Annotated in this window: 24 protein-coding genes and 1 tRNA gene; 5 read left to right on the forward strand and 20 right to left on the reverse strand. The window is 34.5% G+C overall.

Annotated elements, in window-relative coordinates; genetic code table 11:
• The 3 genes from QXQ25_05005 to QXQ25_05015 all read left to right on the forward strand — a co-directional run.
• Positions 1 to 595 (forward strand): hypothetical protein (locus QXQ25_05005; protein ID MEM0161061.1); only part of this gene is annotated, 595 nt, incomplete at its 5' end.
• A gap of 69 nt (positions 596 to 664) precedes the next feature.
• Positions 665 to 2,605: a DNA topoisomerase VI subunit B gene (locus QXQ25_05010; protein ID MEM0161062.1), complete on the forward strand. Its 1,941-nt coding sequence runs from the start codon at positions 665 to 667 to the stop codon at positions 2,603 to 2,605.
• Positions 2,592 to 3,677, forward strand: coding sequence for a DNA topoisomerase IV subunit A (locus QXQ25_05015; protein ID MEM0161063.1), 1,086 nt, complete (start codon positions 2,592 to 2,594; stop codon positions 3,675 to 3,677). The genes QXQ25_05010 and QXQ25_05015 overlap by 14 nt, the downstream gene beginning before the upstream one ends.
• Before the next feature lie 10 nt (positions 3,678 to 3,687).
• Here QXQ25_05015 and QXQ25_05020 read toward each other — a convergent pair whose 3' ends face one another.
• The 14 genes from QXQ25_05020 to QXQ25_05085 form a co-directional block, all read right to left on the reverse strand.
• A complete protein-coding gene (locus tag QXQ25_05020; GenBank protein ID MEM0161064.1) occupies positions 3,688 to 5,004 on the reverse strand; it encodes a TldD/PmbA family protein in 1,317 nt (438 codons plus the stop codon).
• A 5-nt stretch (positions 5,005 to 5,009) separates the two neighbouring features.
• On the reverse strand, positions 5,010 to 6,389 hold the full coding sequence (locus tag QXQ25_05025; protein MEM0161065.1) for a TldD/PmbA family protein: 1,380 nt from the start codon (positions 6,387 to 6,389) through the stop codon (positions 5,010 to 5,012).
• 4 nt (positions 6,390 to 6,393) lie between these two features.
• Positions 6,394 to 7,536 carry a CBS domain-containing protein gene (locus QXQ25_05030; protein MEM0161066.1) on the reverse strand — a complete coding sequence of 381 codons (1,143 nt, stop codon included), beginning with the start codon at positions 7,534 to 7,536 and terminating at the stop codon, positions 6,394 to 6,396.
• Positions 7,533 to 7,748 (reverse strand): hypothetical protein, encoded by a 216-nt coding sequence (locus tag QXQ25_05035; protein ID MEM0161067.1) that lies wholly within the window; start codon positions 7,746 to 7,748, stop codon positions 7,533 to 7,535. Before QXQ25_05035 ends, QXQ25_05030 begins: the two co-directional genes overlap by 4 nt.
• A gap of 82 nt (positions 7,749 to 7,830) precedes the next feature.
• Complete coding sequence (locus QXQ25_05040; GenBank protein ID MEM0161068.1) at positions 7,831 to 9,381, reverse strand: site-2 protease family protein; 1,551 nt, start codon at positions 9,379 to 9,381, stop codon at positions 7,831 to 7,833.
• A 33-nt stretch (positions 9,382 to 9,414) separates the two neighbouring features.
• Positions 9,415 to 9,969, reverse strand: a complete 555-nt coding sequence (locus QXQ25_05045) for a TATA-box-binding protein (GenBank protein ID MEM0161069.1) — start codon at positions 9,967 to 9,969, stop codon at positions 9,415 to 9,417.
• Positions 9,970 to 10,052: 83 nt separating this feature from the next.
• Positions 10,053 to 10,934 carry a 4-hydroxybenzoate octaprenyltransferase gene (locus tag QXQ25_05050; GenBank protein MEM0161070.1) on the reverse strand — a complete coding sequence of 294 codons (882 nt, stop codon included), beginning with the start codon at positions 10,932 to 10,934 and terminating at the stop codon, positions 10,053 to 10,055.
• A complete protein-coding gene (locus QXQ25_05055) occupies positions 10,924 to 12,342 on the reverse strand; it encodes a menaquinone biosynthesis decarboxylase (protein MEM0161071.1) in 1,419 nt (472 codons plus the stop codon). Before QXQ25_05055 ends, QXQ25_05050 begins: the two co-directional genes overlap by 11 nt.
• Positions 12,343 to 12,346: 4 nt before the next feature.
• Entirely contained in the window at positions 12,347 to 13,051 is a 705-nt protein-coding gene (locus QXQ25_05060) for a class I SAM-dependent methyltransferase (GenBank protein ID MEM0161072.1), read from the reverse strand.
• A 12-nt stretch (positions 13,052 to 13,063) separates the two neighbouring features.
• Positions 13,064 to 13,804 carry an ATPase domain-containing protein gene (locus QXQ25_05065; GenBank protein MEM0161073.1) on the reverse strand — a complete coding sequence of 247 codons (741 nt, stop codon included), beginning with the start codon at positions 13,802 to 13,804 and terminating at the stop codon, positions 13,064 to 13,066.
• 20 nt (positions 13,805 to 13,824) lie between these two features.
• Positions 13,825 to 14,388 carry a hypothetical protein gene (locus QXQ25_05070; protein MEM0161074.1) on the reverse strand — a complete coding sequence of 188 codons (564 nt, stop codon included), beginning with the start codon at positions 14,386 to 14,388 and terminating at the stop codon, positions 13,825 to 13,827.
• Positions 14,389 to 14,395: 7 nt separating this feature from the next.
• A complete protein-coding gene (locus QXQ25_05075; GenBank protein ID MEM0161075.1) occupies positions 14,396 to 15,160 on the reverse strand; it encodes an ATPase domain-containing protein in 765 nt (254 codons plus the stop codon).
• A 188-nt stretch (positions 15,161 to 15,348) separates the two neighbouring features.
• A complete protein-coding gene (locus QXQ25_05080) occupies positions 15,349 to 15,624 on the reverse strand; it encodes a hypothetical protein (GenBank protein ID MEM0161076.1) in 276 nt (91 codons plus the stop codon).
• 323 nt (positions 15,625 to 15,947) lie between these two features.
• A complete protein-coding gene (locus QXQ25_05085) occupies positions 15,948 to 17,180 on the reverse strand; it encodes an MFS transporter (GenBank protein MEM0161077.1) in 1,233 nt (410 codons plus the stop codon).
• A gap of 463 nt (positions 17,181 to 17,643) precedes the next feature.
• On the opposite strand from QXQ25_05085, the gene QXQ25_05090 reads away from it, so the two are divergent.
• Positions 17,644 to 17,729 (forward strand) — tRNA-Ser (locus QXQ25_05090).
• A gap of 334 nt (positions 17,730 to 18,063) precedes the next feature.
• Here QXQ25_05090 and QXQ25_05095 read toward each other — a convergent pair.
• The 5 genes from QXQ25_05095 to QXQ25_05115 form a co-directional block, all read right to left on the reverse strand.
• Complete coding sequence (locus QXQ25_05095; protein ID MEM0161078.1) at positions 18,064 to 19,440, reverse strand: hypothetical protein; 1,377 nt, start codon at positions 19,438 to 19,440, stop codon at positions 18,064 to 18,066.
• Positions 19,441 to 19,758: 318 nt separating this feature from the next.
• A complete protein-coding gene (locus tag QXQ25_05100; GenBank protein ID MEM0161079.1) occupies positions 19,759 to 20,286 on the reverse strand; it encodes a hypothetical protein in 528 nt (175 codons plus the stop codon).
• A gap of 6 nt (positions 20,287 to 20,292) precedes the next feature.
• Positions 20,293 to 21,741, reverse strand: coding sequence for a thiolase domain-containing protein (locus QXQ25_05105; GenBank protein MEM0161080.1), 1,449 nt, complete (start codon positions 21,739 to 21,741; stop codon positions 20,293 to 20,295).
• Between the two features lie 517 nt (positions 21,742 to 22,258).
• Positions 22,259 to 23,395 (reverse strand): citrate/2-methylcitrate synthase, encoded by a 1,137-nt coding sequence (locus tag QXQ25_05110; protein MEM0161081.1) that lies wholly within the window; start codon positions 23,393 to 23,395, stop codon positions 22,259 to 22,261.
• A gap of 192 nt (positions 23,396 to 23,587) precedes the next feature.
• Positions 23,588 to 24,100, reverse strand: coding sequence for a nicotinamide-nucleotide adenylyltransferase (locus tag QXQ25_05115; protein ID MEM0161082.1), 513 nt, complete (start codon positions 24,098 to 24,100; stop codon positions 23,588 to 23,590).
• 353 nt (positions 24,101 to 24,453) lie between these two features.
• Here QXQ25_05115 and QXQ25_05120 point away from each other — a divergent pair, with 353 nt between their 5' ends.
• On the forward strand, positions 24,454 to 24,723 hold the full coding sequence (locus QXQ25_05120) for an HU family DNA-binding protein (protein ID MEM0161083.1): 270 nt from the start codon (positions 24,454 to 24,456) through the stop codon (positions 24,721 to 24,723).
• A gap of 123 nt (positions 24,724 to 24,846) precedes the next feature.
• On the opposite strand, the gene QXQ25_05125 is transcribed toward QXQ25_05120, so the two are convergent.
• The coding region (locus QXQ25_05125; protein MEM0161084.1) for a cell division protein FtsZ at positions 24,847 to 25,216 on the reverse strand (370 nt) is incomplete at its 5' end.

Raw genomic sequence — 25,216 nt, forward strand, 5'->3', positions numbered from 1 at the left:
ATTCATGGGGCTTGTTGTTGGAATAATATGGCTATTCGTCCTAAATATATTCAAAAGCACTAAAGGATATGTGGCTACAATAGGCATAGCCTTTTTACTATATGGAGTCGTGGATCTTTTAGGTGGTGCAGCGGTAGTTTCTATATTTATATTTGCTATTATTATAGGAAGTTATAAAACTATAGGAAGGCATCTGAACTTTAAAATTGATATACATGAAAATGAGATGAATCTTGTAGAAGATGAGTTAGAGTTTCTCATCAGGACATTTTTCTTTGTTTTTATAGGGTTAATCGCTATTATTTCAGTTACATACTTTCTTTACGCTCTTTTAATAACATTAGTCTTAGTAGTGATCCGGGTGATCGAGATAAAGGTAGTGGTAAGAAAGAAAGAGTATCATGGGTTCATGATGTCATTGATGCCTAGAGGATTGACAGTAGCAGTACTGGCAAGCATATTGTTATCTCTCGGAGGAACCTATTTTAACGAGATTTTTTATATCTCTTTTATGATCATAATAATAACCAATATAATTTCAAGCGCATCTATAAGTAAGGCTGCAAGCGCAATTGAAAAGAAAGATCTAAAATAAGTAGGAAATGGTATCAAAATTGAATATATTCAAAAAAAACTTTATATTAATAATCATTTCAATAAATTAATGGTAATTGCAGAAGAGCTGGCAAAAAAGCAGAGAGCGATCTCAATAGCACAATTTTTCGAAAAGAACAAGCAGATTTTAGGGTTTGACTCGCTTCAAAAATCGTTGATCATGGCTGTAAAAGAAAGCGTTGATAACGCTCTGGATGCTTGTGAAGAGGCAGAAATATTGCCAGAAATTGAAGTGGTTTTAAAAAACGTGGGTAAAGATGAATATTACCTTTCTGTAGAAGATAATGGACCAGGTATAATAAGAAAAGAAATCCCAAAAATATTTGGCCAGTTTCTGTATGGCTCCAAGTTTTTCTCGATGCAGCAAGCTAGGGGGCAGCAGGGGATCGGTATTTCTGCAGTGGTATTATATTCTCAGATTACATCCGGCAAGCCCATAACAGTTACCTCTAAAACAAAGGAATCTGATGTGGCGTATCAGATAAAAATGTTTATTGACACCAAAGAGAACCGGGCAGCAACAGTGTCTGAAGATGTTGTCATAGTTTCTAAAGAGCATGGGCTAAAAATAGAATTTTATATGAAAGGAAAATACGTAAAAGGAAAACAGTCAATAATTGAATATTTGAAAAACAGTGCAATAGTAAATCCACATGCAAAGATCAAGTTTACAGACCCTGATGGTTCAGTTATAATATTTGATCGTGTAACGAACAAGATTCCAGCTCCGCCAAAAGAGACAAAACCACATCCTCTAGGGTTAGAGATCGGGGACATTTTAGAGCTTGCAAAAAACACAAAACATAAAACACTTACAAGTTTTCTCAGTGGCGAGTTTAGTAAGGTAAGCAACAAAATAGCAGCTGAAATATGTACCATGACAAAATTAGATCCTGGCATGGACCCTTCTGCTTTAAAACTTGTAGATGCTAAAAATATATTGGAATCTTTCAAGCAAACAAAGCTTTTGCCACCCTCTTCAGAATCTCTCTCTCCAATCGGAGAAAACCTGATCAAGAAAGGCTTAAAAAACGTATTGGGCTCATATAAACCAAGTTTTTACGCTATACCTGTTTCCAGAAAACCAGCAATATATCACGGTAACGTGTTTATAGTGGAAGCGGGAATGGTGTATGGCGGAGATCTGCCAAAAGAAGAACAGGTTTCAATAATGCGATTTGCAAATAAGGTGCCTCTGCTATATCAAGCAGGAGCCTGTGCCATCACTAAGGCAGTATCTGACATGGATTGGAGAAAATACGGATTTGAACAAAAAAGTGGTACAGGTATACCGTCAGGGCCTGCAATAGTATTGGTACATGTTGCATCTACCAAAGTTCCATTCACATCTGAATCAAAAGAGGCAATAGCAGAAGTGCCTGAAATTATAGATGAAATAAAGCTTGCATTGAGAGATCTTGCCCGGCAGATTCGTACGTTTTTAACAAAGAAAGAGATCAAGGCAAAGTTATCGGAAAAGTTCTTTCTAGTTCAAAAGATATTGCCACAGATTGCACTTAAAAGTGCCACTATATTAAATAAGCCGGTTCCAAAGCTAGAACCGATAATTACCCAGATAATGAATGTAGTTTGGATTGATGAAGATATTGAAGAGTCAAAGGATATAGTAAAGGTTACTGTTCGAGTATCAAATTTCACGGCTGAAGAAAAAAAATTCAAGCTATATGCAGATTTACCTGAAGGCAAGGTGCTGGAGGGCAGTGTAGATAAGGACTGCAAGATAGATCCTGAAAATGATTCTATAGAGTGGGAAATATCAATAAAGAGCCTAGAGCAGAAAGTTTTAAAGTTTACGCTTAGCAATATTATAGCTGGTACTTACAAAGAAAGCACATATTACGTTGAAGGCATAAATCCTGTATATGTAGTAGGTGCTGAGCCGTTGCCAGGAGACTGGAATATAGAGGACTTAAAGGCGATTATTGCTGACGATAGCGAAATGGAGGAAGATGAAAATGACGAACTATGACGATGCTTTAAAAGCATTGGAGCGATTGGTATCGGATATATATGAAGATATGAATGCCGGTAAGATTCCAAAGATGAGTCTTGAAGCCAGAAACAAATACAACATAAATTTTGATCTTAGATCCGGAGTGTGGGTTCTCGGAGATTCTAAAATAACCAGGTCTGCAAAAAAGTTGGACGGTGCATATACGCTTTTAAGAACAATGTACCTTCTAGAATTCATAAAAGAGATGATCGAGCAAAGCAAGTCTTCAACACTGAGAGAGATGTACTATATCTCTGAAGGCTGGAATCTTGCAAAATTTCATACACAGGATGAGTCTAACAGACTTGCTGAAGATATTGAAATCGTTACTAAATACATGCGGGAAGATTTTAAGCTGAGGCCTGAAGAAGATGGGGCCACGGTAATAGGAAACCTTACATTAGAAGAGATAAACAGGAAGGGAATCCCTCGAAAAATAAACTGCCGTGATGATGTGGGTGATGCAGGATATACAATACCCTACAACGTAGAGTCTGATAAAATAAAGTTTAAGGATGTGGATGCGGATTTTGTAATAGCCATTGAAACGGGTGGTATGTTCGACAGACTTGTAGAAAATAGATTTGATGAAAACTTTAAAGCCATCCTGGTGCATTTAAAAGGACAGCCTGCAAGAAGCACTAGAAGGCTTATTAAAAGAATGAATACTGAACTTAAGTTGCCGATTGTAATATTCACTGATGGAGATCCATGGTCTTTCAGGATCTATGCTTCAGTTGCATACGGTGCAATCAAGACCGCGCATATATCTGAGTATCTGGCTACGCCCAGTGCTGAATTCATAGGTATAACGGCTAATGATATATTGAACTATAAGCTTCCTACAGACAATCTTAATGACAAAGACATAGATGCGCTCAATGCTGAAAAGACAGACCCAAGATTTAACACTGCTTTCTGGAAAGATGAGATTGAACTGATGCTCAAAATCGGCAAAAAAGCAGAACAACAGGCTTTAGCTAAATATGGATTAAACTACGTTACAGATACTTACCTGCCTGAAAAATTAGGGAGCATAGGACTATAAAACACTATTTTTACTTTGCTTTTGTAATATTCACATCTTTAACCAGCACGTATGGCAGTATAGATGGCATTACGGTATCCCACCATTTTACCTGTTCTCTGTCAACGCTAATAGAGTCTATATTGTTCAGAATTTTCAGTATATTGTCGCTGATTCTGATCCCTTTCCATGACTCTACTATTTCGCCATCCTCAACATAAAATATCCCATCTCTCGGAATAGTCGAAAAATCGCCATTTCTGTAATCTTGATACCTCGTGTACCAGGTATTTAGAATGTATAAGCCTCTCTTCATGTTCGCCAGAATATCAGTTTCGCTCTCTTTTCCTTCCTGTATCACCGGTTGCCAAGCTCCGGGAAACACGATGCCTGCATTTCCAGTAGTTTCCGTGCCAAATTTCTTGGCGGTTGAATAACTGTGCAGATGCGTTTTGTAAACTCCATCTTTTATTATGGTGTTTTTTCTTGTAGCTGTACCCTCATCGTCAAATAGTCTGAATCCCACACCCTGCTCAAATGTTGGATCATCATATAATGTAAGTTTTTCTGATGCCACTTTTTTCCCAATTTTGTCCGCAAAAAAGCTCATGCCTGAATCTACCTGAAATGCTGACGCCATGTTCATTGCATCTGTCACCAAAGATCCAAAACAGAGCGGGTGAAACAGTATGTCCAACTTACCCTCTTTACCCTCTACCGGATTTTGCACCATTTCTGCAAAGTCTCCGGCCTCTTGGCCAACATCATACGGGTCAATCTCTCTCAACTGCCTGTGATCTGCGGTCATAAACACACTCGCGCCAGGAGCATTGAACTCGTTGAATGCTCTCACTGAAATTTCAAAATTGACCAGCTCATCATATACGCTATTGTAATTGGTAGCAAGATATATCTTTTCAAAAGTATGATATATTGTTCCGGAAACTCGTTTTGCATTTTTTTCTAGAGCTCCATTAATCGCGTTTTTAGCGTAATATGCAAGATCATCTAGTTCTTTCAGTTTTAGATCCGGAACATGCGCCCTGTAAGTTTGCTTTTTACTGTTTAAACCATAAAAATCATCATTGTCCGGGACCTGATTTACCAGCTTTACAAACGTTGCTAACTGTTCGTCGATCTTATTGAAATCTTTGATGATGGTGCTCAAAGTTTTTTTTCCTTTTGCTAAAAACAAACTAATCTCTGAGTCTATCCAATTTTTGTAAATATCAATTTCATTATTAGAAAATCTGATCTGTTTCTGGTCTCTCTCTTCAATAATGACCGAAACTTCATCAATACCTTGCATTTGTAATTTTTTCACAATATTTTCGGCAAGATCTAACATCAATTTCACCTCAAATAAACATCTCTTAATCTCAGATGGGGCCCACCCATCAAAACATCAACACCCTGCATAGGATCTCCTTTGCCACATGTTCCTGCAAAAAGCTTAAAATCTTTGCTAATGGCATCTATAGCTCCGTAGAATCCAGTGGTAGTTATTTCAAGAACAGGTCTCTTGATTGTCTCTTTAATCTCTCCGTTCTCTATCAAGTACGCTTCGCGACCTATGTATTTTTCATTAAATCTGATATCATCAATGTTCCATTCTGTAAATGAGTTCATGTAGACTCCATACTTAATATCCTCAATAAGCTCTTCAACACTCTGTTCTCCGGGTTCTATATATGTAGTGCTCATTCTCACGATTGGCTCTTGGTCCCACCATGAAGATCTGGCTGCAGCATTGCTATTTGTCCCCAACCTAGCTGCATATTCTCTATTTGTTAAAAATTCATTTATTTTGCCATTTTTGTAAAGGTACCTTTTTCTGGCTTTAACGCCTTCATCATCATATTTATAGTATCCATAACTATGTTCGTATGTTGGGTCATCTACCACATTAACAATGTCTGAACCTACTCTATCTCCAATCATATCAGGCCTGATAAAAGACTCCCCTGCCTGTGCTGCTTCCCTGCCAAATATACGATCTGACTCTGAAGGATGCCCTCCTGATTCATGTGCAACAATTCCAGCAACTTCAGGCCCAGCTACTAGATCTACTTTTCCCTCTGGTATTTTCTTACTTTTCGCCACTTTCTTTAAAACATTAATTTCATCTTTAACACGATCTATAATATTCCATTCTTTCCATGCCTCATATCCCCCAGTTCTCCCGTATTCTATCGAAGACTGTTCAAAGTTTCCGTTTTCCATAACTCCCATCATACAAAAATAGCTAACTGAAGGTAATATGGAACTAATCGCAGTACCCTCTGTATTAATATACTCTGTTTCTACAATCTTGTCTCTTATCGATTGTATCCTCATAGGTACCTTTAAAGAGGTCATCTCTGCCTCTACATCTTTTAGATATTGAAGCTTATCTTCATTCGAAAAATCCTTTATTTTTATGGTTTCTTCCACGCTCCATTTCTCGTTGTATACAGGTTCTTCAGAAAATTTTAAGTCGCCGCGATTTATGGAAGAAGCAAACTTAATCGCTTTATCAGCAAGTCCTGCAAGATAACTTTCATCAAGTTTGTTTGTGGTCACATATCCAATTCCATGATTTAAAACTCGAATGGCAATGCCCTCTTCTTCCGTGTAACCTACTCCGCTAACCACCCCATTTTTCATTACCAAATCAGATATTTTGTACCGCTGTTTTCGTATATCTGCATATTTTACTTTTTTTTCCAGTTTTTTTAAAAGCTCTTCATACATTTGCTCACTCGCCTCTGACTTGCACACGTTTTTCCTCTGTACGCTCTTTCTCTTTTCTTATATTTCTCTCCAATCTATCTAATACATTTTTAAACAATTTGTACATGTTCCAGTCATAGTCAGTGTAAAAAAATGTTTTTTTATCTGTCTGTAATTTTGCACGAACACTGTATTTTACCTCTTCGCCCTCCGGCTTGTGGATCTCTACATGAAATGTCATTAACTGTGGCTTAAACTTGCTGTATTTGTTTATTCGGTTCAAGAACTTTTCGATCATCTCGTATACGATATTATATGGCTCCGGATCTGAGCTTTCAAGACCTGTAATCTGTACAAATACCCCTTTTTCATTTTTTCCATTGTATGCCTGGTCAAGAATGTCTTTCTGCGTTATTATCCCTACCGGGTTGTTTTCTCTGTCAACTATTATGCACATGTCAGTCTTTGATTGTGCTAATACATTTAAAACATCTTTCACAGTTGAATTTTTAGATACTTTCACAGGAGTGCTCATAATATCTTTGATCTTCATTTCTATCTTTTCTTTCTGGCCTTTGTAAGTTCCATACTGAATTCGTTCTTTGTCTCTCCAGATTATCTTTGTGATATCAGGCATGTGAACCATACCAACAAGTTTATTGTTATCGTCAACAACAGGTGCACTTAATTCATCCCATTTATCCATAAAATTCAAGGCGTCAAATATGCTCTGTTCTTTATTTAATACTGCTGGATTTGCTATCATGATGTCTTCAATGCTCAAATCTGAAAATTCGTCAGAATCTTTTAATTGAGATATTATATCTGTGATGGATACTATCCCTAAGAGCTTTTTGTTGTTATTAACTACGGGCAAAGCCCTTAAGCCACTGTTTACCATCATCTCTATTGCTATATCCATATCATCGCTATCTTTTAAAAAACTTGGGTGTATCATCATATTCATGACTCTGGAATACAGAGAAATATTTTTTCTTTTGGCAATGGTCTTGTAATCTAAGTATCCTTTCAATGTGCCTTTTTCATCTATTACTGGCACTTCTCTAACGTCGTAATCTTTCATTTTGTTCAAAAGCGTAGACAAAGTATCTTCAGCAGTAGCAGTAACTGGGCTTTTGCTCATAATATCCTTTATTTTTTTGTTCATTTTTTATCCCACTCCATCAAATTTTTAATCTTTTTCCCTGGCTTAATCAGCTCGTATCTATTATCTTCAACCCTTTCAATGTAATCGGAAAGAGACTCTTCCCCTTTCAACCTCACTCTCTTCAGTTCATATTCACAGTCTGGGCAATAGATACTGATTTCTGATGCTAGTTTTTTACCACAAATAATGCATCTGCTCATTGTTTCACTCACAATGAATGATAGAGAGTGCACTATTAAAATTTTTGGTTTTAATTTAAATAGCATTTTTATGATCAAAATAACATATATATCTTTATAAAATTCTTGGGCCTATAAACTCCCATAAAATCAAAAATAGAATCAATACAGATAATGTTCCTGTTATGATATTGGCAGCTCTGTCAAAATTTTTTATTTTTAAATTCATCCTGTGCAAAAACCCAGAAAATGCATCTCTAAACAGGTATCCGCCATCAAGAGGTATAGCAGGTAACAAATTGGTCATGCCCAGCATTAAATCAAGCCAAAAGATCCAGTAAATTATGTTAACAATGATCCAGAAAAGAGGAGCATAAAAAGGGGTGATATATAAACTAGTAAGAGAGCCAGATAGAGGCGCAAGCCCAAGAAAAGGGAGTGAAATAAACAATAAAAAACCATGAAATAGGTTCTGCACGGTAATTGGGCCGACCGGATTAGACATAATAGCAGGAATCAAACTCACATTCATCATTGCTACCCCCAGATATGAAGAGGATATGCCCAAAAAGCCATGACCTTTATATGAATTGTTATTTGCGGCAGGATCGTTCTGAGAGTAATATGCATATTTATCCATCAATGTAACAGATTTGCTAATCTGTATAATGCCAGTACTTGAATACTGCAATAAAGATATATTAATCATCTCGCCAGACACGCTGCTGTCCAGAAAATTGGCAAGTATTTGAGGATTGTAAATAGTGACATTATTTATATTTTTTATAAGCTCTCCAGATTTTAAGCCTGAATCTGCAGCAGGTGTGCCAGCTAGAACATTGACTATTATTACCCCGGCATAGAGCTCAAAATTGTGGAAATTATTATTATAGAATACAGTTGCATTTACTTTTGATCCTGGACTAACCATTACTGAATTGAACTGCATCGTGGAGTTTATAGAAGTGCCATTAAAATTAGTTATTTCCATTCCTGTGTTTAAATTGTTAAAAGGATCTGAATAAACGGAAGTAATTACTGCACCATGAGATATGGGAGTCACACCGCTGAATAATGATAGAAACAGCAAAGCTGCTATTGTGGCCACAACGATATTTGTTGTTGCGCCGGCAGCATATACTCTCATTCTTTTTAATCTCGGCGCTTTTGAAAGTTCTTCTTCATCAGGTTCTACAAAAGCACCAACAGGAATTATGAAAAATAATATGCCCAACGAATTGATCTTCATTTTTTGAGTTTTAGTAAGTATTCCATGTGAAAACTCGTGAATCACTACTGCTATAATTATGGCTAAAAGTCCGTACCATATAGGAATTAAAGGGTTTATGCCGGGTAAGCCCAGTGCCTCAATGGGTGATGGCGCACTTGATTTTGGAATTAAAGGTACCAGTGTAGCCTCCCAGACCAGTAATGCTAGTGTACTAAACATAATGACAAAACTCAGTATTATTCCAAAATCACCATATCTTTTCCATATTCTATATCTTGATATCTTCTCAATAAATCTTTTTCCTCTTTCAGTTTTAAACAGAAGCGCAGGGCCATACAATGAAAAATTTTTATTATTTTTTAAATAAGAATTTATAACATATAAAAATCCAAACCAGAATATTAAAATAATCAAAAAAATTAAATAATAATTCATTGCATCACTAAAATTATAAAAAAATAAATAAAATTATAAGAACCCTACTTTTGTTAATTCTTTCTTAAGTTTCGCCACTGCTTCTAATATCTCTTCTTCTTTTTTAGCGCCAGTACATACGACTTTTCCTGATCCGAACAGCAATAGCACAACCTTTGGATCCTCTACTCTATAAACCAGTCCTGGAAACTGCTCAGGTTCATATTCTACATTTTCTAGGCCCAGCGACATTGCAATGTCCGTTAAGTTAAGTTCTGCATTTAGGTCATATACTGCCACTATGTTCTGAACAATTATCTCAGGTTCATCATACACATCTATATCTGCACTTTTAAGCTTTTTAACAATGGTCTGAATTGTTAATTTTACGCTATCTAAATCTTTGGCGCCAGTGCAGTTTACTTTGCCACTTCTAAATATTAATACAGCAGTTTTAGGTTCAGTTAATCTATATATTAACCCTGGAAACTGCTCAGGTTCGTATTCTGAACCGTCAAGAGCCAAAGCGATCTTGCTAAGATCCAGTTTCTCTGCAAGGGTAGTTGAAGCTACGATATTTTCAATATTTATCTTACTTTCATTGCCCATAATTTCACCACTTTAAATACTGGATAATTTTAACCTATATATAACCTTTATTTAAAAGATAAAATATCAATTTAGATTATTTACTATAAAAAAACTCCAAGAAATATAGAAAAAAATAGCAGTATTGCAATATACAGATTAATATTAAAAGCCCTTTCTATATTTTCAAGTTTTAAATTAACAAGGTAGTGTTGATAAAATAATAGTATTGCTATTATAATTATAAGAATAATATAATATATAGAGAGAGGATAGGTCAAATAAAATGTTATTAATAATGAAATCGTTAAAATGTGAAAAAACAAGGATATGTATAAAGATCTTTTTTTGCCAAATAAGACTGGAAAAGAATGTAAATGATTTGAACGATCAAAATCTTCGTCCATTAAAGAATAAATAATGTCAAAGCCTGCAACCCAGAGCATTACAGCAAAAAATAAAAACAGGCTTCTAGGATCAAAAGAGTTAGAAACTGCAATCCACCCACCAACCGGAGCTATGCCATTATTCAACCCCATAAACAAATGCGCGTTGCTAGTAAATCTCTTTGAGTACGGATATATGATACCAATCAACACAACAAATGGAGATAGCTTGAAACTCAGTGAATTTAAAAAATAAGTAGACAGTTCAAATAATAAATAGCTGAAAATTATAAAATATATTGTATCCTTGGCTGAAATGATCCCGGTAGCAGTAGGTCTGTCTTTTGTCCTTGGATTTAATCTGTCTATGTTTCTATCTGCTAAATTATTCATTGCCATTCCACCGGTTCTTGCCCCAAACACTGCAATAGCAATCAATAAAAACTGCGCGAGTGTAGGGATATTATGTAACGCTAAAAAAGAGCCGATGTATGCGAAAGGTAATGAAAATAAAGTATGCTCAACCCTTATAAACCTGAAAAATAAAACGATCTTTTTAGTGCTACTTTTAGCAGCACCAGGATCAAAGTTAGAGGCCATAATCTTTCTTCCTTTGCTCAAACCAATTCTCTATCTCTTTTGATTCTTCTATTTTATCGGCCCAGTCTCGGTCGTATCCCTCATTTTTCAGTTTTTTAGTGGCATCTATCCCCATCTTGCCACCAAATCCTTCTCTGTATGAAGCGTGATCCAATACATCTAAAGGTCCTTCTGTGACTATGCTATCTCTTTTTGGATCTGATCTAGTACCTAAAGCCCATAATACTTCCCCGAGATTCTGAACATTTATATCACTATCTACCACGATTATATATTTGGTTAGAGCTAGCATATCCAGGCCCCATAATCCAAACATAACTTTTCTTGCCTGACCCGGAAACCTCTTTTTTATAGAAACCAATAATATATTATGGAAAACTCCCTCAAAAGGTAAGTTTATGTCTATAACTTCTGGTAAAAACAGCTGTATCAGCGGCAAAAACATACGTTCTATTGTTTTTCCAATATATGCATCCTCCATCACGGGCCTGCCAACAACAGTTGTATGATAGATGGGATCTGAGCGCATCATTACGTTTTTTAGATGAAAGACAGGATATTTTTCTGGAGGAGTATAGTATCCTGTATGGTCCCCAAACGGTCCTTCCACTCTAAGCTCATCTTTTTTCACATACCCTTCCAGTACTATCTCGGCATTTGCAGGAACCTCTAAATCTATTGATTCGCAATTTACAAGCTCTAACGGTGACCCTCTTAACAGACCTGAGAATAAATAATCATCAATTTGCTTTGGAACAGGAGCTACTGCTGAATATATTGTAGCTGGATCTGCGCCAATAACTACTGCTACATCGATCTTTCCTGTAGAATCCTCGAAATTTTCTGCACCATGTTTATGTATTTGCCAGTGCATACCTGCAGTCTTGGGATCATAAATCTGCATTCTATAAACTCCCAAATTATATCTATCATCTTTTGATTTTGTTACTACCAAGGGAAAAGTAATGAATCTTTCTGCATCTCCAGGCCAAGTTTTCAGAATTGGGAAAGAGTTAAAATCAAATTTATCTGAAATTACCTCTTTTACAGGCCCATTTTTAACGGATTTGGGCTTTACTGAAAATAGATCTTTCAACTTAGATAGCTGTTTTAATGCTTCATAATATCCTCCAGGCAACTGTTTTGTAAGCTCTAATATCCTATTTGCTGGCTCGGAAAAATCTGTAAGGTTAAGAGCAGTATGCATATGCTCCATCGATGCAAATGCATTTCCAAATACCTTCATTTTGTACCCATGTACATTGTTGAAAATAACCGATTTTTTTAAAGGAAGGTACTCTCTCAAGATCTTGGAAATTTGAAGATCTGCACTTATCTCTGTATTAATTTCTTTAAGCATGTTATGGTTTTTTAAAGTTTCTATATACTCTCTTAAATCTTTAAACATAATACTACTCCTTTCTCCAGATCATATAAATTAAACCGCCCATTAAAATTTTCCTGAATTTAAAAAGTTTCATGCCATTATTTTTAAATAATGTTTGAATCTCTGAATATGTTATATAATTTCTAAATGTCTTATATAATGTGAAATAATCTTTTAGTTTTTTCCGGTTTAGAAATAATATTAAACTGGTAGGCATTATTGCTAAATAAACATAGAAGAAATATCTTAAAATATTGTCTGGTTTACCGAGATCTACTAAAACTAATAACCCATCTTTTTTTATTACTCTGGCTAGCTCAGAAGAAGCTTTTTTAAAATCAATGGCATCTCTAAATGAAAAACCACACATAACAGCATCAAAATAAGAGTCTGCAAATGGTAAGTTTTCAAATGTTCCATTCACTTTTTCAATCTTGCTAGAATCTATGGAAATATTGTCTAATAAAAATTTATTTGGGTCTAGCATTACTATCTTTTTTGGATTTATTTCAAGTAATGCAATTTTGGACATTATGCCGGGCCCACAACCTGCATCTAGTACTAGAGAGTTTTCAGGAATATTTTTAATAGCCTCTAACCTAAGTGCTATATCATTGCCTAAAGACATAAAATGGTTCATTTTATCGTATTCACTGAATATAGACGTAAATGCGTTTTCAAGTCTTATCCAATCTTTTTCTTTAATAGTCTCACGCTCTCTTAATATGATAAAAGAGAGATGCTATTTAAATGGTTTTATGTTTATGCCAGAATCTGTAACTTCATATCTGAAAATTCCTGCTTTTTCAGGGTGATTCCTGAATTTTTTAATGGTAAATAAGCGCTCTATCCCAGTTTCGGTTCTGATCATCTCCATACTGAATATAATGTCAACAATCTCTTCGATAGCCATCTCTACTGACTGAGAACCAAGGCTAGTAAGTATTGTTATTAGCGCAGTACCATCATTATGCTGGGTATGAGATTTAATAGTTCTTAATGAGGAGATCATACGAGACCCCTCTCCTAAGCTAAGAAAAAAATCTAATGAATCAATGATCAGCCTGAAAGGTGGTTTTAATTTAGAAATCTCATACGTAATCATGGTCATGAAATCAACTTTTTTGGTTGGGTTATAACGGCTAGGAGTTAATAGTTCTCCAGCAGGGATTCCCTCTTCCCTATATTTACTGATTTCTAACTCTTTTTCCAAAACTGTCCTATAGTAGAGAGATCCAATATTTACAATTTTTATATCTGACTTCCATTTAAAGTTATTAAATATAGAGAGAAGGTCCTCGTCTCTCTCTGCAGTGGTAAAATATACTACATTTTCATCTTCTTCGTGAGATCCTGCAAATTGCTTTGCAAATAATTCTATACCTGCGCCGGGGTTCCCCGTGATCAGTGTAGTATACCCTAAAGGTATACCATCCATCAACCATTCGTCCAGATTTTTTATTCCTGTAGTAGTAACTTTCATAATTTTGAACCCCCTGCTAGTTATTCGCTATTAATTATCTCATCGCTCACTAAATTCAGGGTATTGTTAATCTCCGCATTGCTCTGTTCTTTCATAGAAAGTATGAATAAATAAGAGCTTTTAGCTCTTAAATTAGTTACAAAAATATGCAAGAATTCGGATAAAATTTTTAGATCGTTGTGTATGGCTAGAGAGTTTACAGAATCTATTATTACTAAGCTTGGTCTATCTTTGAATTTTCTGTGCAAAAAATCAATTTTTATCATTATTGTCTCTAACATTGTTGGGCTTTCAACATACAAAATCTTATCACTATATTCTGTAGTGCTCATCATTATGTGCGAGATGCAATCTACAAAGTATAGATTGGCAGTATTGGTCCCGTACATTTCCAAAACACTGTATATGTTTCTAGAAGGTATCGTAGCGGAAATATAAAATATATTTGTACCTTTCTTAGTAGAAAAATCATCAACAAGTGTTTTTATTACATCAAAGTAGGTGTTAATAGAAATCTGTATAGATACCGATGCAGATTCCTGCAAATCTAATAATTTCTTAGAAAAATCTGGAGATAAACTCATAAATTGGTCACCTCACTTCCACACTTCCTCCTTTTAATAAGGGTGCTAATAATATGCCCATTGAGGTCAGATCTAAGACATATTTAGCTCTAGAATGAGTAGTTCCTCTCATCTTTATAATTTGGACAGTTCTTAAGAGGTCCCCTCTTCTTTCTAGATTTCCTAAAAGAACTATCCCATCTGCTATTGCCTCTTCGACGCCATACTGTGAATACCCTTTTGCAGAAGGTAATAGTTCAGATACAAGCAATGTAGTGCATCCTAACTCTGATAATCCTTTGCCTAATCTTAATATAAATTCTCTGATCTTTTCTTCCGTATTCAACCTGTAACAAATTGAGGTAATAGAATCTATAACCAATCGTTTTACATTGAGATCTCTTACCAGAGAGATGATTGAGTTTATTAGTATATCAATTTCATCCATAGAGAATTCTAGCTTGTTTAAACCCAATTTTTCATAAATGTCGGGAAGATCTATAGCTATCATCTTTTTGCTTTTTAGGATCTTATCTGTTAAAAATGTATATGGAATCATATTCTTAAAAAGTTTTTCAGAAGCTTCTGTAACAGATAAATATAGTGAGGTCTCATCATTCTCACAGCCATGAACCAGAAATTCCAAGCTTAATGTAGTTTTTCCAGTACCACAAGAGCCGGTAACTAAAACAGTATTTCCTCTTGGGATACCCCCATTTAATATATTATCTAAGCCTTCAATGCCAGTAATACATCTGGGTACATTTTCCATTTTCTGCTCTATTCGAACCATGGCATGAACTAATACTTACAAACTCATATATAAATTTATCTTGAATTAATAATATATTGAAATAAAAATTTTTTCATAAACATATCTAAAAAGGAATCTGGAAAAATTATCCTTTAATACGTTGTTTTAAATAGTATATTTTTGAGAAATAGTAATAATGTTACAGAAATAAAAAAGAAATAAAAAATTTATAAAAGACCTTTTTTGTAAACGCTCTTTGCTGCAAAAGCATCTATTTTCCAAGTTGGTTTTAACTGCCCGGCTACCTGCATAAGATGATCTACGGAATCTACATCCCAATTGCAAACAGCCATATTCTTGTTTTCTGCTAGATCGATGCTCAACAGCTTTAACTCTTTCGGTAGTTTTTTATTTTTAGCCATATCACTGACTTGTTTCGCAAAGTCCATTACTTTATCCTTTTGGGAATCTTCCCAACTGTGGACAACTATAACATGTACCATAGATATTTATTAATATTTAAGATGTAGATAAATATTTCTATTTTTTGTAATAGATCAGTGTTATAAAATTTTCATCTAAAAAAAGTGCCTCTAATACAATATATTATTAATTTATTATTACAAAATAAAAATGAATTTTTCATCTTTTAAATATGGTAAAAATTATGCATAATGCTAATTTCTTATCTTAATTTCAGATACTTGACCAGTTACTATCTTTTAATTATATTTGCAAACATTTTAAAGTTAATTAATGAGAAATATCCAAAAAGTTGTTTTCTATGGGCTAAATTAAGAATATTACAAAATAAAAAGATACAAAATTAAAAAAGAGGCATTTTAGATTTTTCAGTTGATTTTGGCAACAAAAATGTTAGAAATCCTATTATTATTATCATAACTGCCAAGATCTCATATGTGTATGCTAATTTAGAGTAGCTATTTACTAGTATACCACCAACTATTATTGGCCCTAACACCATTCCGCCGCCACTAGCAATACCCCATACCATGGAATTGCTTACAGAGGATGTGCTAGAAACATAATCTTTCGTCAAAGACATCAGCAGTGGAAAACTGCTGAAGTTAAAAAAGGCAAAAATGACAAGTAAAGTCATACTTATATAACCTTCAGTAAGAACATACCCCAGTGTTGCTATTCCTGTGCCTATTGTAGTTACTATAAGTAACCATTTTTTATCAAATTTGTCAACCATAATCCCAAAAAATGGTTGCCCGAATATTGCTACTGTATACATTATAGTCATTGTGATTCCTAATGATAAGCCTAATCCAAGACCTTTGGTATATGTTATATAGAATGGTATCCAGCTAAGTATCCCCTGTGTTGCAAGGGATCTTAAAAATGTAACAATAGCTAGGATCAGAATTCCACTAGTAAGAGCATTCTTAATAGGTTTACGGATACTATTATCTATTTTTCCATCTTTTTTAGGAATTATATTACGAAGACCTAACCACATTATTGCAGCTCCTATAAATCCAATCGCCGCTATTATGGCTAACGAAACACTATAATAATACACTACAATCAAAGTGTATAAAATTGTGGGGTAAATTGCTCTTCCCACGCTTCCAAGCCCTCCATTTATTCCCAGTGCTTTTCCAAGAAGTTTCTTGGGGGATACATTCTGTATAACTGCAGCGCCAAGAGGATGGTAATATCCACTACCAATACCCATTACTAAAGAGGATAATATGGTCATGGTAAAAAGCCAGTTTCCTTTCGATAATGATAAAGAGTAACCAAGCCCCAATAGACCTAAAGAAATCAAGAAAATACCAATCGACAAATTTTCAGCAAATTTTCCGCTTTTATCTACCAGCGAACTTACCAACGTTGTGAATATCATAGATGCTGCATAAAAAGCTGCAAACATTGTCGTAATCATCAGTGGCGAAAACCCTTTTTGAACAGAGAAAAATGTGGCTACTATTGGAAACAAAAAGTAAGCACCATCATTTAAAAAGTGCCCTAATGATGTATATATCAAACTCAAACGTATTTTTTTAGCAGTAATATCTATTTCAGTCATAGATAACTTATATATCGATATATTATTTAAATCTTATGTTTAAAGGTTAGAACAGTAAATAAAAGGTATCTAGGTTTTTTAGGGATACGTGTGTGTGTTTTTGAACTCTCCGTATGTCGGTAATAAACCGTTAGGTCACATTTATATAGCTACAGGTAAAAAGGCTCAGAAAATGGCTGATTTCTGAGATATAAAAATGTATGAAGTATGTACTTTTAAAGAAAATCTATGACAAATAATTTCTAATACGTATGGATTTAATGTTAAATAACAATTGATTTAACGTTTTATTTATACCATCGAACTCCCCGTAAAGTTCATATAATGCATTTATTTATATCATCTGAAATTGATATTCCTACTTGATCTTCTTCAGAATAAACTTTTAACGCGTAGGAGCCGGGAGTTCCCATTCGCAAGATATGGGATGAAAATTTTCCTAACCCACTCTGATATATTTATTGCCGGAGTAGCCGAGCGGCAAAGGCGCAGGCCTGGAGAGCCTGTTCTCCGTTAAGGGGAGCGGGAGTTCAAATCTCCCCTCCGGCGCTTATATGAAAGTTTAAAATAGAGCTTAAAGAAAAGAGAGACAATGGAGAAGAGCAAATATCGTGCATTATGCAGATCTAAGACCCCAATAGTTTCAGAATAGATTCTCCATATGATCACGAGTTGACAATGATAGAGACATAAGATGCAAGCATATACGTAGCGAAGCTTGATATGGCGCGAGTTATACGAACTTACCAAGATCTTGAGAAATTCAAATGATAACGCGGGGGTAGAATGCAAATTTTAACGCAAAATTAGAAATGTATTTAATAAAAAAATATAGAAATTGTGTTGTTATTTACTTTTTATCACTCTTATTATATCTTGATGTTTAGCTACTGTTCCATGTACTTCCATTAAGATTTACAGAACTAGGCCATAATGCAAAATTCCATGATAGTTGTGATGACCATCCAGAAATGAAAATGTTTTCATTTCCTCCGTTCACATCGAATATTTGTGCGCCTATTATTGGTGGATAACCTCCTGATTTGGTCGGATCTAATAATCCAATAGAGGATGGATTTACCTCATAAGTTACGTAATCTTTTGCAGGGTCTCTGATACTGCCTAACTGCTCAGCAGTATTTACATAGCCAGAGCTCGGATTTGTTTTGTCCTGCCACTCGATTGGTATCCCATTTTGTTCACTGTAACTTACAGAGACGCCAACGCCGCTAACACCTGCAGAAAGAGAATAGGTCATATCTGAGGTTGAGCCACTATTGGTAGGAGCCCAATCATAAAGCACCTGCCCTGCAAATTTACTTGTATTCCAGTTAGTAATAGACTCCATGTTACTTAAGGTAAATGAATACCTGGAATATGAATACATATAGACCGTATTGCGAGTATAGGCTAAGAAAAAGTACCATGTACCTTTTGCATTAGTAGTTTGTGCCTCATAATAATCTACTGCAGTTTCTTGAGTGGCAGCTTTTACAGTAGGTCCAAATGGCCATACATATGAATATGCACTATTTGAATACCACCCTAAATAGCCTAGGTAACTAGTGAAAGTGTTTTCATTGATTACCATCGGAGAATATGGAGATTGTTTTTGATTCATATAATCCGAAATCAAACCTCCATTTACAGTTGCTTCATTTGAAAATTTGTTGACCGCAGTGATAATCCCTCCATATATATTTGTACCGTTAGGGATGACATACATACCAAACGGTGCAAAAGAAATAGCTACAGCCGGTGCGCTGTAAATGAAAGGATCTAATTGTAAATTGCTTTTATTCTCGTTAAAAGTATATGCAAAAACAACTGGCATTCTTAATTTATTAAGTTGTAATGCTTCAAACCAGGCATCAAAAAATCTATGTCTCTGGCTGTATGATCCATATATTATAACAGAAAATCCATATCCGTTATGTATTTTCGTAGAAAACATATTTAATAGCCCCGTAGAACTGGTTTCAGTCAGATAATTATATCCCAACAACATTACAGTAACATTGGGAGCAGTGAATGAATTAGTCAATATTACATTGGCAATGTTCGAATGTATTAAGCCAAAAATGTTTTCATCTAATGGAGACATATATATAGGTAAAGATCCTGATATTTGAGCCTTCGCATTATACTGATTTGGAGCATAATCGGTCGTTAAACAAAAGATAAGTATTGGGCTCATTAACATTACTATTATTACCAGAGCTATCACTTTTTTATTCCTATCATAGTAGATCCATTTCATAGTCCATTCCTCCTCATATACAATCTTTTAATCTTCTTTTGTTTCAGATATATCCCTATATGTTAGATATATTTATACTATATATATTTAGTGCAATATATGATAGCGAATAACATAGACATATAATAATACAAAGATACTTAATATTTTTAATATCCATAAATATGATATTTGCCTTATCATAAATTTACTTTTCGCAGTTTTTTCTTGGATTTTAATGAATGTTAAGGTTGATAACCCACAGAATTATGACTATTCTCTCATTAAAAAAATCAGTTTAAAAAATAAAAATATGTTTTTGAATATGGATATATCTTATCATTTTTCTAACGGTACAAAATAGAGAGTAGAAGCATCCACTTTTTCTAGCGGTAAATCCTTAAACTTAGGCTTAATTTTCATACCTATCCTTACATCTTTCTTGTCTATATTTATCTCTCCCTTTTCATCGGTTACGAGAATGCTTATAAGCTTAGAATAAGAATTATCAAATCCCTGTACATCGATATTAATCAGTGTTAAAGGAAGTTTATCTAAGAAGCTCTCGCCTGCAAAATACATGTTTGTGAAGGTGTATATTCTTATATCCATATTCTGTATCTCTATCCATTCATCCAATTCTTTCATACATTCCGGGCAATCTGCTCTAGGAGGTAGAAACAGAATATCTTGTTTGTTTTTATGATGCTCTTTATTTCTGCAGATGGTGCCCATAAGTTTATGTTCATGCAAACCTTTAAAATATCTGGAAACTTCTCCAAAGCTGTGTTTATAAAGTATATTATACGGCTGTTCTAGCACTAATGCATCCTTATTTTTAGATCTATATTGCTCACTTATTACCATATTTTTTCACCATCCTTTATCTAAGACAAATACAGTCACATCTGAGCCAGTACCAGCATGACTGTGCGCTAAACCTCTTTTCGCATTTTTAACCTGTAGTTTATCACTGCCATAGAACTTTTCAATACTGTTCTGAATCTGCCAAAAAACGCTGCCGATTTGCATTATGCCAGTGGCTCCAACGGCGTGCATACACCCTATTAATCCCCCAGAGGGATTTATATGTATCCTATTCCCTAATTTTGGATTTATGTCTTCAAATACACCTTTTTTATCGTCAAACTTACCAGTGTCTATAAATTTACCACCCTCTCCATATCTTGCCAGCCCAAGATCTTCATATGTCTGGAGCTCTGAAGAAGTAAAGGCATCGTGAAGTTCTACAACATCAATCTCTTGCAACGGATCTTTTATTCCAGCCATAGTATATGCCATCTTAGCCGCTTTTCTGCCAGCCCTAAATGAATGTAAGCCTGGATAAACCATGTTTTCATACCATTCTGCTTTTTCATGTGGCAATAATAAATTTTCACTAATAAGCCCACCCTTAATGGTTGGTCTGTCTCCGGGCCTCATAGTATCTGTGCCGCCACCGACACCGCTGATTAATACAGGATGCTTAGTTAGTTTTTTTGCAAGGTTTTTTTCCGCTAATAAAACCACCGCAGCACCATCACTCATTAAGCAGCAATCAAGTCTTTTTAATGGCGTGGCAATAATGTCTGATTTGTAAACATCATTTATAGTTATAAAACCCGATGTGCTCTTTGTTGAGAACGGGTTTTTTGCATTAGTCTGCGCAAAAAAGTTGTATTGAGCGTTATTTCTATTTTTTACTGCTACTTTAGCAAGTTGCTTTTCCGTGATGCCAAACTCGTACATATACCTATTTGCCATTGCAGCGTAATAGGCAGTGTAAAAACCCCCAACCTGATAATCAAAATCTGTGTCTGAAGCTAAAGCTATAAACTCATTACCTTTGCTAGTCGAGACTTCTGACATTTTTTCAAATCCTGCTACCAGTACTAGATCCGCATTACCAGATTTTACCATCTCAAAACCAGTCTTAACTCCTAATCCTCCTGTAGCGCCACCACCCTCAGCTCTTACACTCTGTATTGGATTTAATCCTAAATAATCACGGATTATAGCTCCAAATAACAGCTGTTTTTCAAAATGATCTGAAAAATAGCTCACTACTGTACCATCTATCATACTCTTTACATCCAAGGCATCAATGTTAAGGTCATTTTCGAAAAGAGCCATTCTTGCTGCTTCCATTACTAATTCTTCTTGAGTAGAGTCTCTTCTGGCTTTCCCAAACTGGGTCATCCCTGCAGCAATTATAGCGACCTCTCTCTTATTTTCAATAATGTCGCTATCAGAAGATATTAAAGAACCACTTCTACTTGGTGTTTTGAATCTATCTTGCTCTATTAAAATTTTATCACTCATTAGATCCACTCTCTGAAATCATTATAATTGATAAATTATTTAATTTTTTTGTATCCTCTAATTGCATTTTTATCTTCTTTTAACCCTCTTACTTTAAAAATATAGAAATCTGCATCATAACTCTTGCGTATCTACTTTTTTATACTCTTCTGAAACTATTATTGCCCCTTTTTATTAGATTTGCGGTATATCTTTTAGCACTCTTTTCTTATGAAATATATATTTGCATTTATGACTTTTTATACCATTCTATAGAAATCTTGAAAAAACTTAGAATTCTCATTTTTTATTTTTCTTGATTTAAATATTTTCTATAGTTGTCGATGCTTACAAAAAAATATTGGATTAAATCTTTTAAAAAATCTAGGACCTTATAAATAGCTATGATCTAAAAGCTTACGATGTTTCACATGGTCTTAGTGCCTTAATAGAAGAAACAGAGAGGGCATAAATATAGGTAATAATAAAGTAAGACTTGCAAAAATAAATATCCAAAAAAGATAAAAAATAAAATTTTTTATCTATTCTCTATTGGTACATACTTCAGGTCTAGCTTGCCGATATAATTGTCAAGAGGTCTCAACAATTCGTTTTCTTTAAGATATTCCATTACATGTGCGCTCCATCCAACAATCCTTCCAACAGCAAAGATCGGAGTGAACATATCTATCGGTATTCCCAGATCGTTGTATACAACTCCCGAGAAGGAATCTACATTTGGCCAGATACCTTTTGTAGTACCAAGTTCTTTTATCATCATGTCTTCTACTTTTAATGCAATTTTCAAGAGGTTTTCCTTGTCTCCGTTTCTATTACCAATATCCTCCATGTACTTTCTCAAGATTTTTGCTCTGGGGTCATAGTTCTTGTAAACTCTGTGACCAAAGCCCATTATTCTATCTTTTCTATCGAAAGATTCATGAATATATGTTTCAACATTTTCTGGCTTTCCAATAGCCCTGTACATCGCAAGTGCTTTTTCATTAGCGCCACCGTGTAAAGGACCTTTTAAAGTAGCAATACCTGAGGTAATAGCTGCATACAAATCTGCCAATGTTGATGCAGTGACTACACAGGAAAACGTAGACGCATTCATCCCATGTTCAAGATGTAAAATCAAAGCTACATCCATTGTTTTCACAGATAACTGATCAGTGTTAAGCCCCATCATGTGCATAAAGTTTGCAGCATGATCTAGACTCGCGTCCGGTTCAATTATCTTCTTGTTTTCTCTAACTCTCTTAGTCATTGCTACAATTGATGCAATCTTTGCAGTGAGTTCTATAGCTCTTCTATAATTTTCTTCAGGCTTTGTATTGGTTATGTTTTTGTCATATGCTGAAAGCATAGATACTGCGCTTCTCAAAGTATCCATTGGGTGTGCAATTTTTCCAATCTTTTTGATTGTGTCCAAAACTTCTTCTGGTATTTCTCTATTTTTTACCAATGATTTTTTAAAATCATCAAGTTCGTTTTTGGTAGGCAATTTTCCATTCAGAAGAAGATACGAAGTCTCTTCAAAATTCGATTTTGCAGCCAGGTCCTCTATTGGATACCCTCTATAATACAACTTGCCGTTCTGTCCGTCTATATAGCATAACTCGGTATTGGTTATGTATACTCCTTTCAAACCTCTATGCAACTCTACATCCATCTTATATCACCTTTCTTGTAATTTTTATAATGTACAACCTACTAAATATACTTTTATTGAACAGTTGCATAAATAAGATATAGACAATTAGTAATTTTTTTAAAAACTTCACCTTGAAACAGTATGTTTGGATCATATCTTGTATTATCTTTTAAATGATTTTTGAAAAATTTTAATATTTGCAAGAGGACATCATTCCTCGTCTGTTTCAGCTAAGCTTTTTAATCTGTTTATGCCATCTATCTCTTTTATCACATCCATTACTTCTTTTGGAACCAACATTTCCCACCCTTCATTTTTTATTATTCTTTTTCTTATCTCAGTTCCGGAGAATTTTTTGCGATCATATAAAAATGGTGTTCTAACAATATACCCTTTCTCTAAAAACAGTCTCCTATTAAGCGGATTTGCCGTGTATACAATCTGAAATGGTGGAGAAATAGATTCAACATGCGAAACCCATACTGCATTTCGATGTATATCTTCAATAGGTACTAAAAAATAATTTGTCATACTATAGGTTTCGAGTGTTCTCGAGATCATAAGATGTCTTTCCCCAGCGGTAAATGGATTTTCCAATGTATGAGATTCCTGCGCACTACCTATCCCTATGATAATAGACTCATGATTTTTAGCTACATCTTTTACCATCTGTAAATGCCCCATGTGGAACGGTTGGAATCTTCCAATTATCAAAGCTCGCATAATAGATAATTTATAATAACATTATTAATCTTTTCTTTAAATGATGTTTTAAACATCTATAAAAAAGCTAGATTTAATATTGAACGGTCAACAATATTTTAGCAGCCCAAAAGAGCGGGTATTATATCTATAAAAATCATAAACTTGCATAATTCACAATTTATAAGAGTTGATAAAATGATGTATAATACACACAAAATTGATAATTAAACCAAATCATAAAATTCATTATTTTTAAATAATTATCAATTATTTTTCTAGTGTAATAAAATATCTAAAGATTGTAATACAGCCAATATTGGAGAAAGATATAAATATATCAATTTTATATCTTATTATTAGAGGTGTGATATATGGCAGGAATTACAGATATGCGAAAAAAAATAGCAAAGAGCACAAGCGTGAAAGAGAAAGATGTAAAAAAAGTCCTAGATACTTTTTTTAGCGAAGTAATGACATCTGTTAATAAAGGAGAAAAAGTAGCAATTAAAGAATTTGGGACCTTTACAAGAAGAGTACAAAAAGCCAAAAAAGCTAAAAACCCAAGGACTAAAGCTGTAATAAATGTACCGGAAAAGAAAAAGTTTGTATTTAAACCAGCTAGAAAAAATAAATATCTATAAAATTTACATTAATTTCTTTTTTATTTCTATTTTTTTAATTCAGACCCCTCTTGTAAAATCACCAGAAATTTTTTGGAAATAAAAATTTAACAGTAAAAAAAGATAAAAAAATAGAAAAGATATTTACTCAATTATATCTATATTTGAGTCTACACTTGATATTTTTGCAGCTTTTTTCATTGAAGAAAGAGTTGCATTCGTATCTAATATATATGGTGACTTTACACCGGTAAGAACTACCAGTACCTTTATTTTTCCTTCCATAGTGGGATCAATCGAGGCTCCCCATATTATCTTGGCCATTGGATTTATTCTTTTCTGTATCAATTCTGCAGCTCTCTGTGCTTCTGTAACGCTCATCTGGGGATCTCCGACTATTCTGATTAATGCCCCTTTAGCCTGTGCAATATCTGCTTCTATAAGCGGAGAGTTTACAGCGTCATCAACTGCTTCGGCAACTCTGTCTGTGGATCCTTCAGATTCTCCAATGCCG

Source organism: Thermoplasmata archaeon (assembly GCA_038729465.1).
Taxonomy (GTDB): domain Archaea; phylum Thermoplasmatota; class Thermoplasmata; order Thermoplasmatales; family ARK-15; genus JAVRLB01.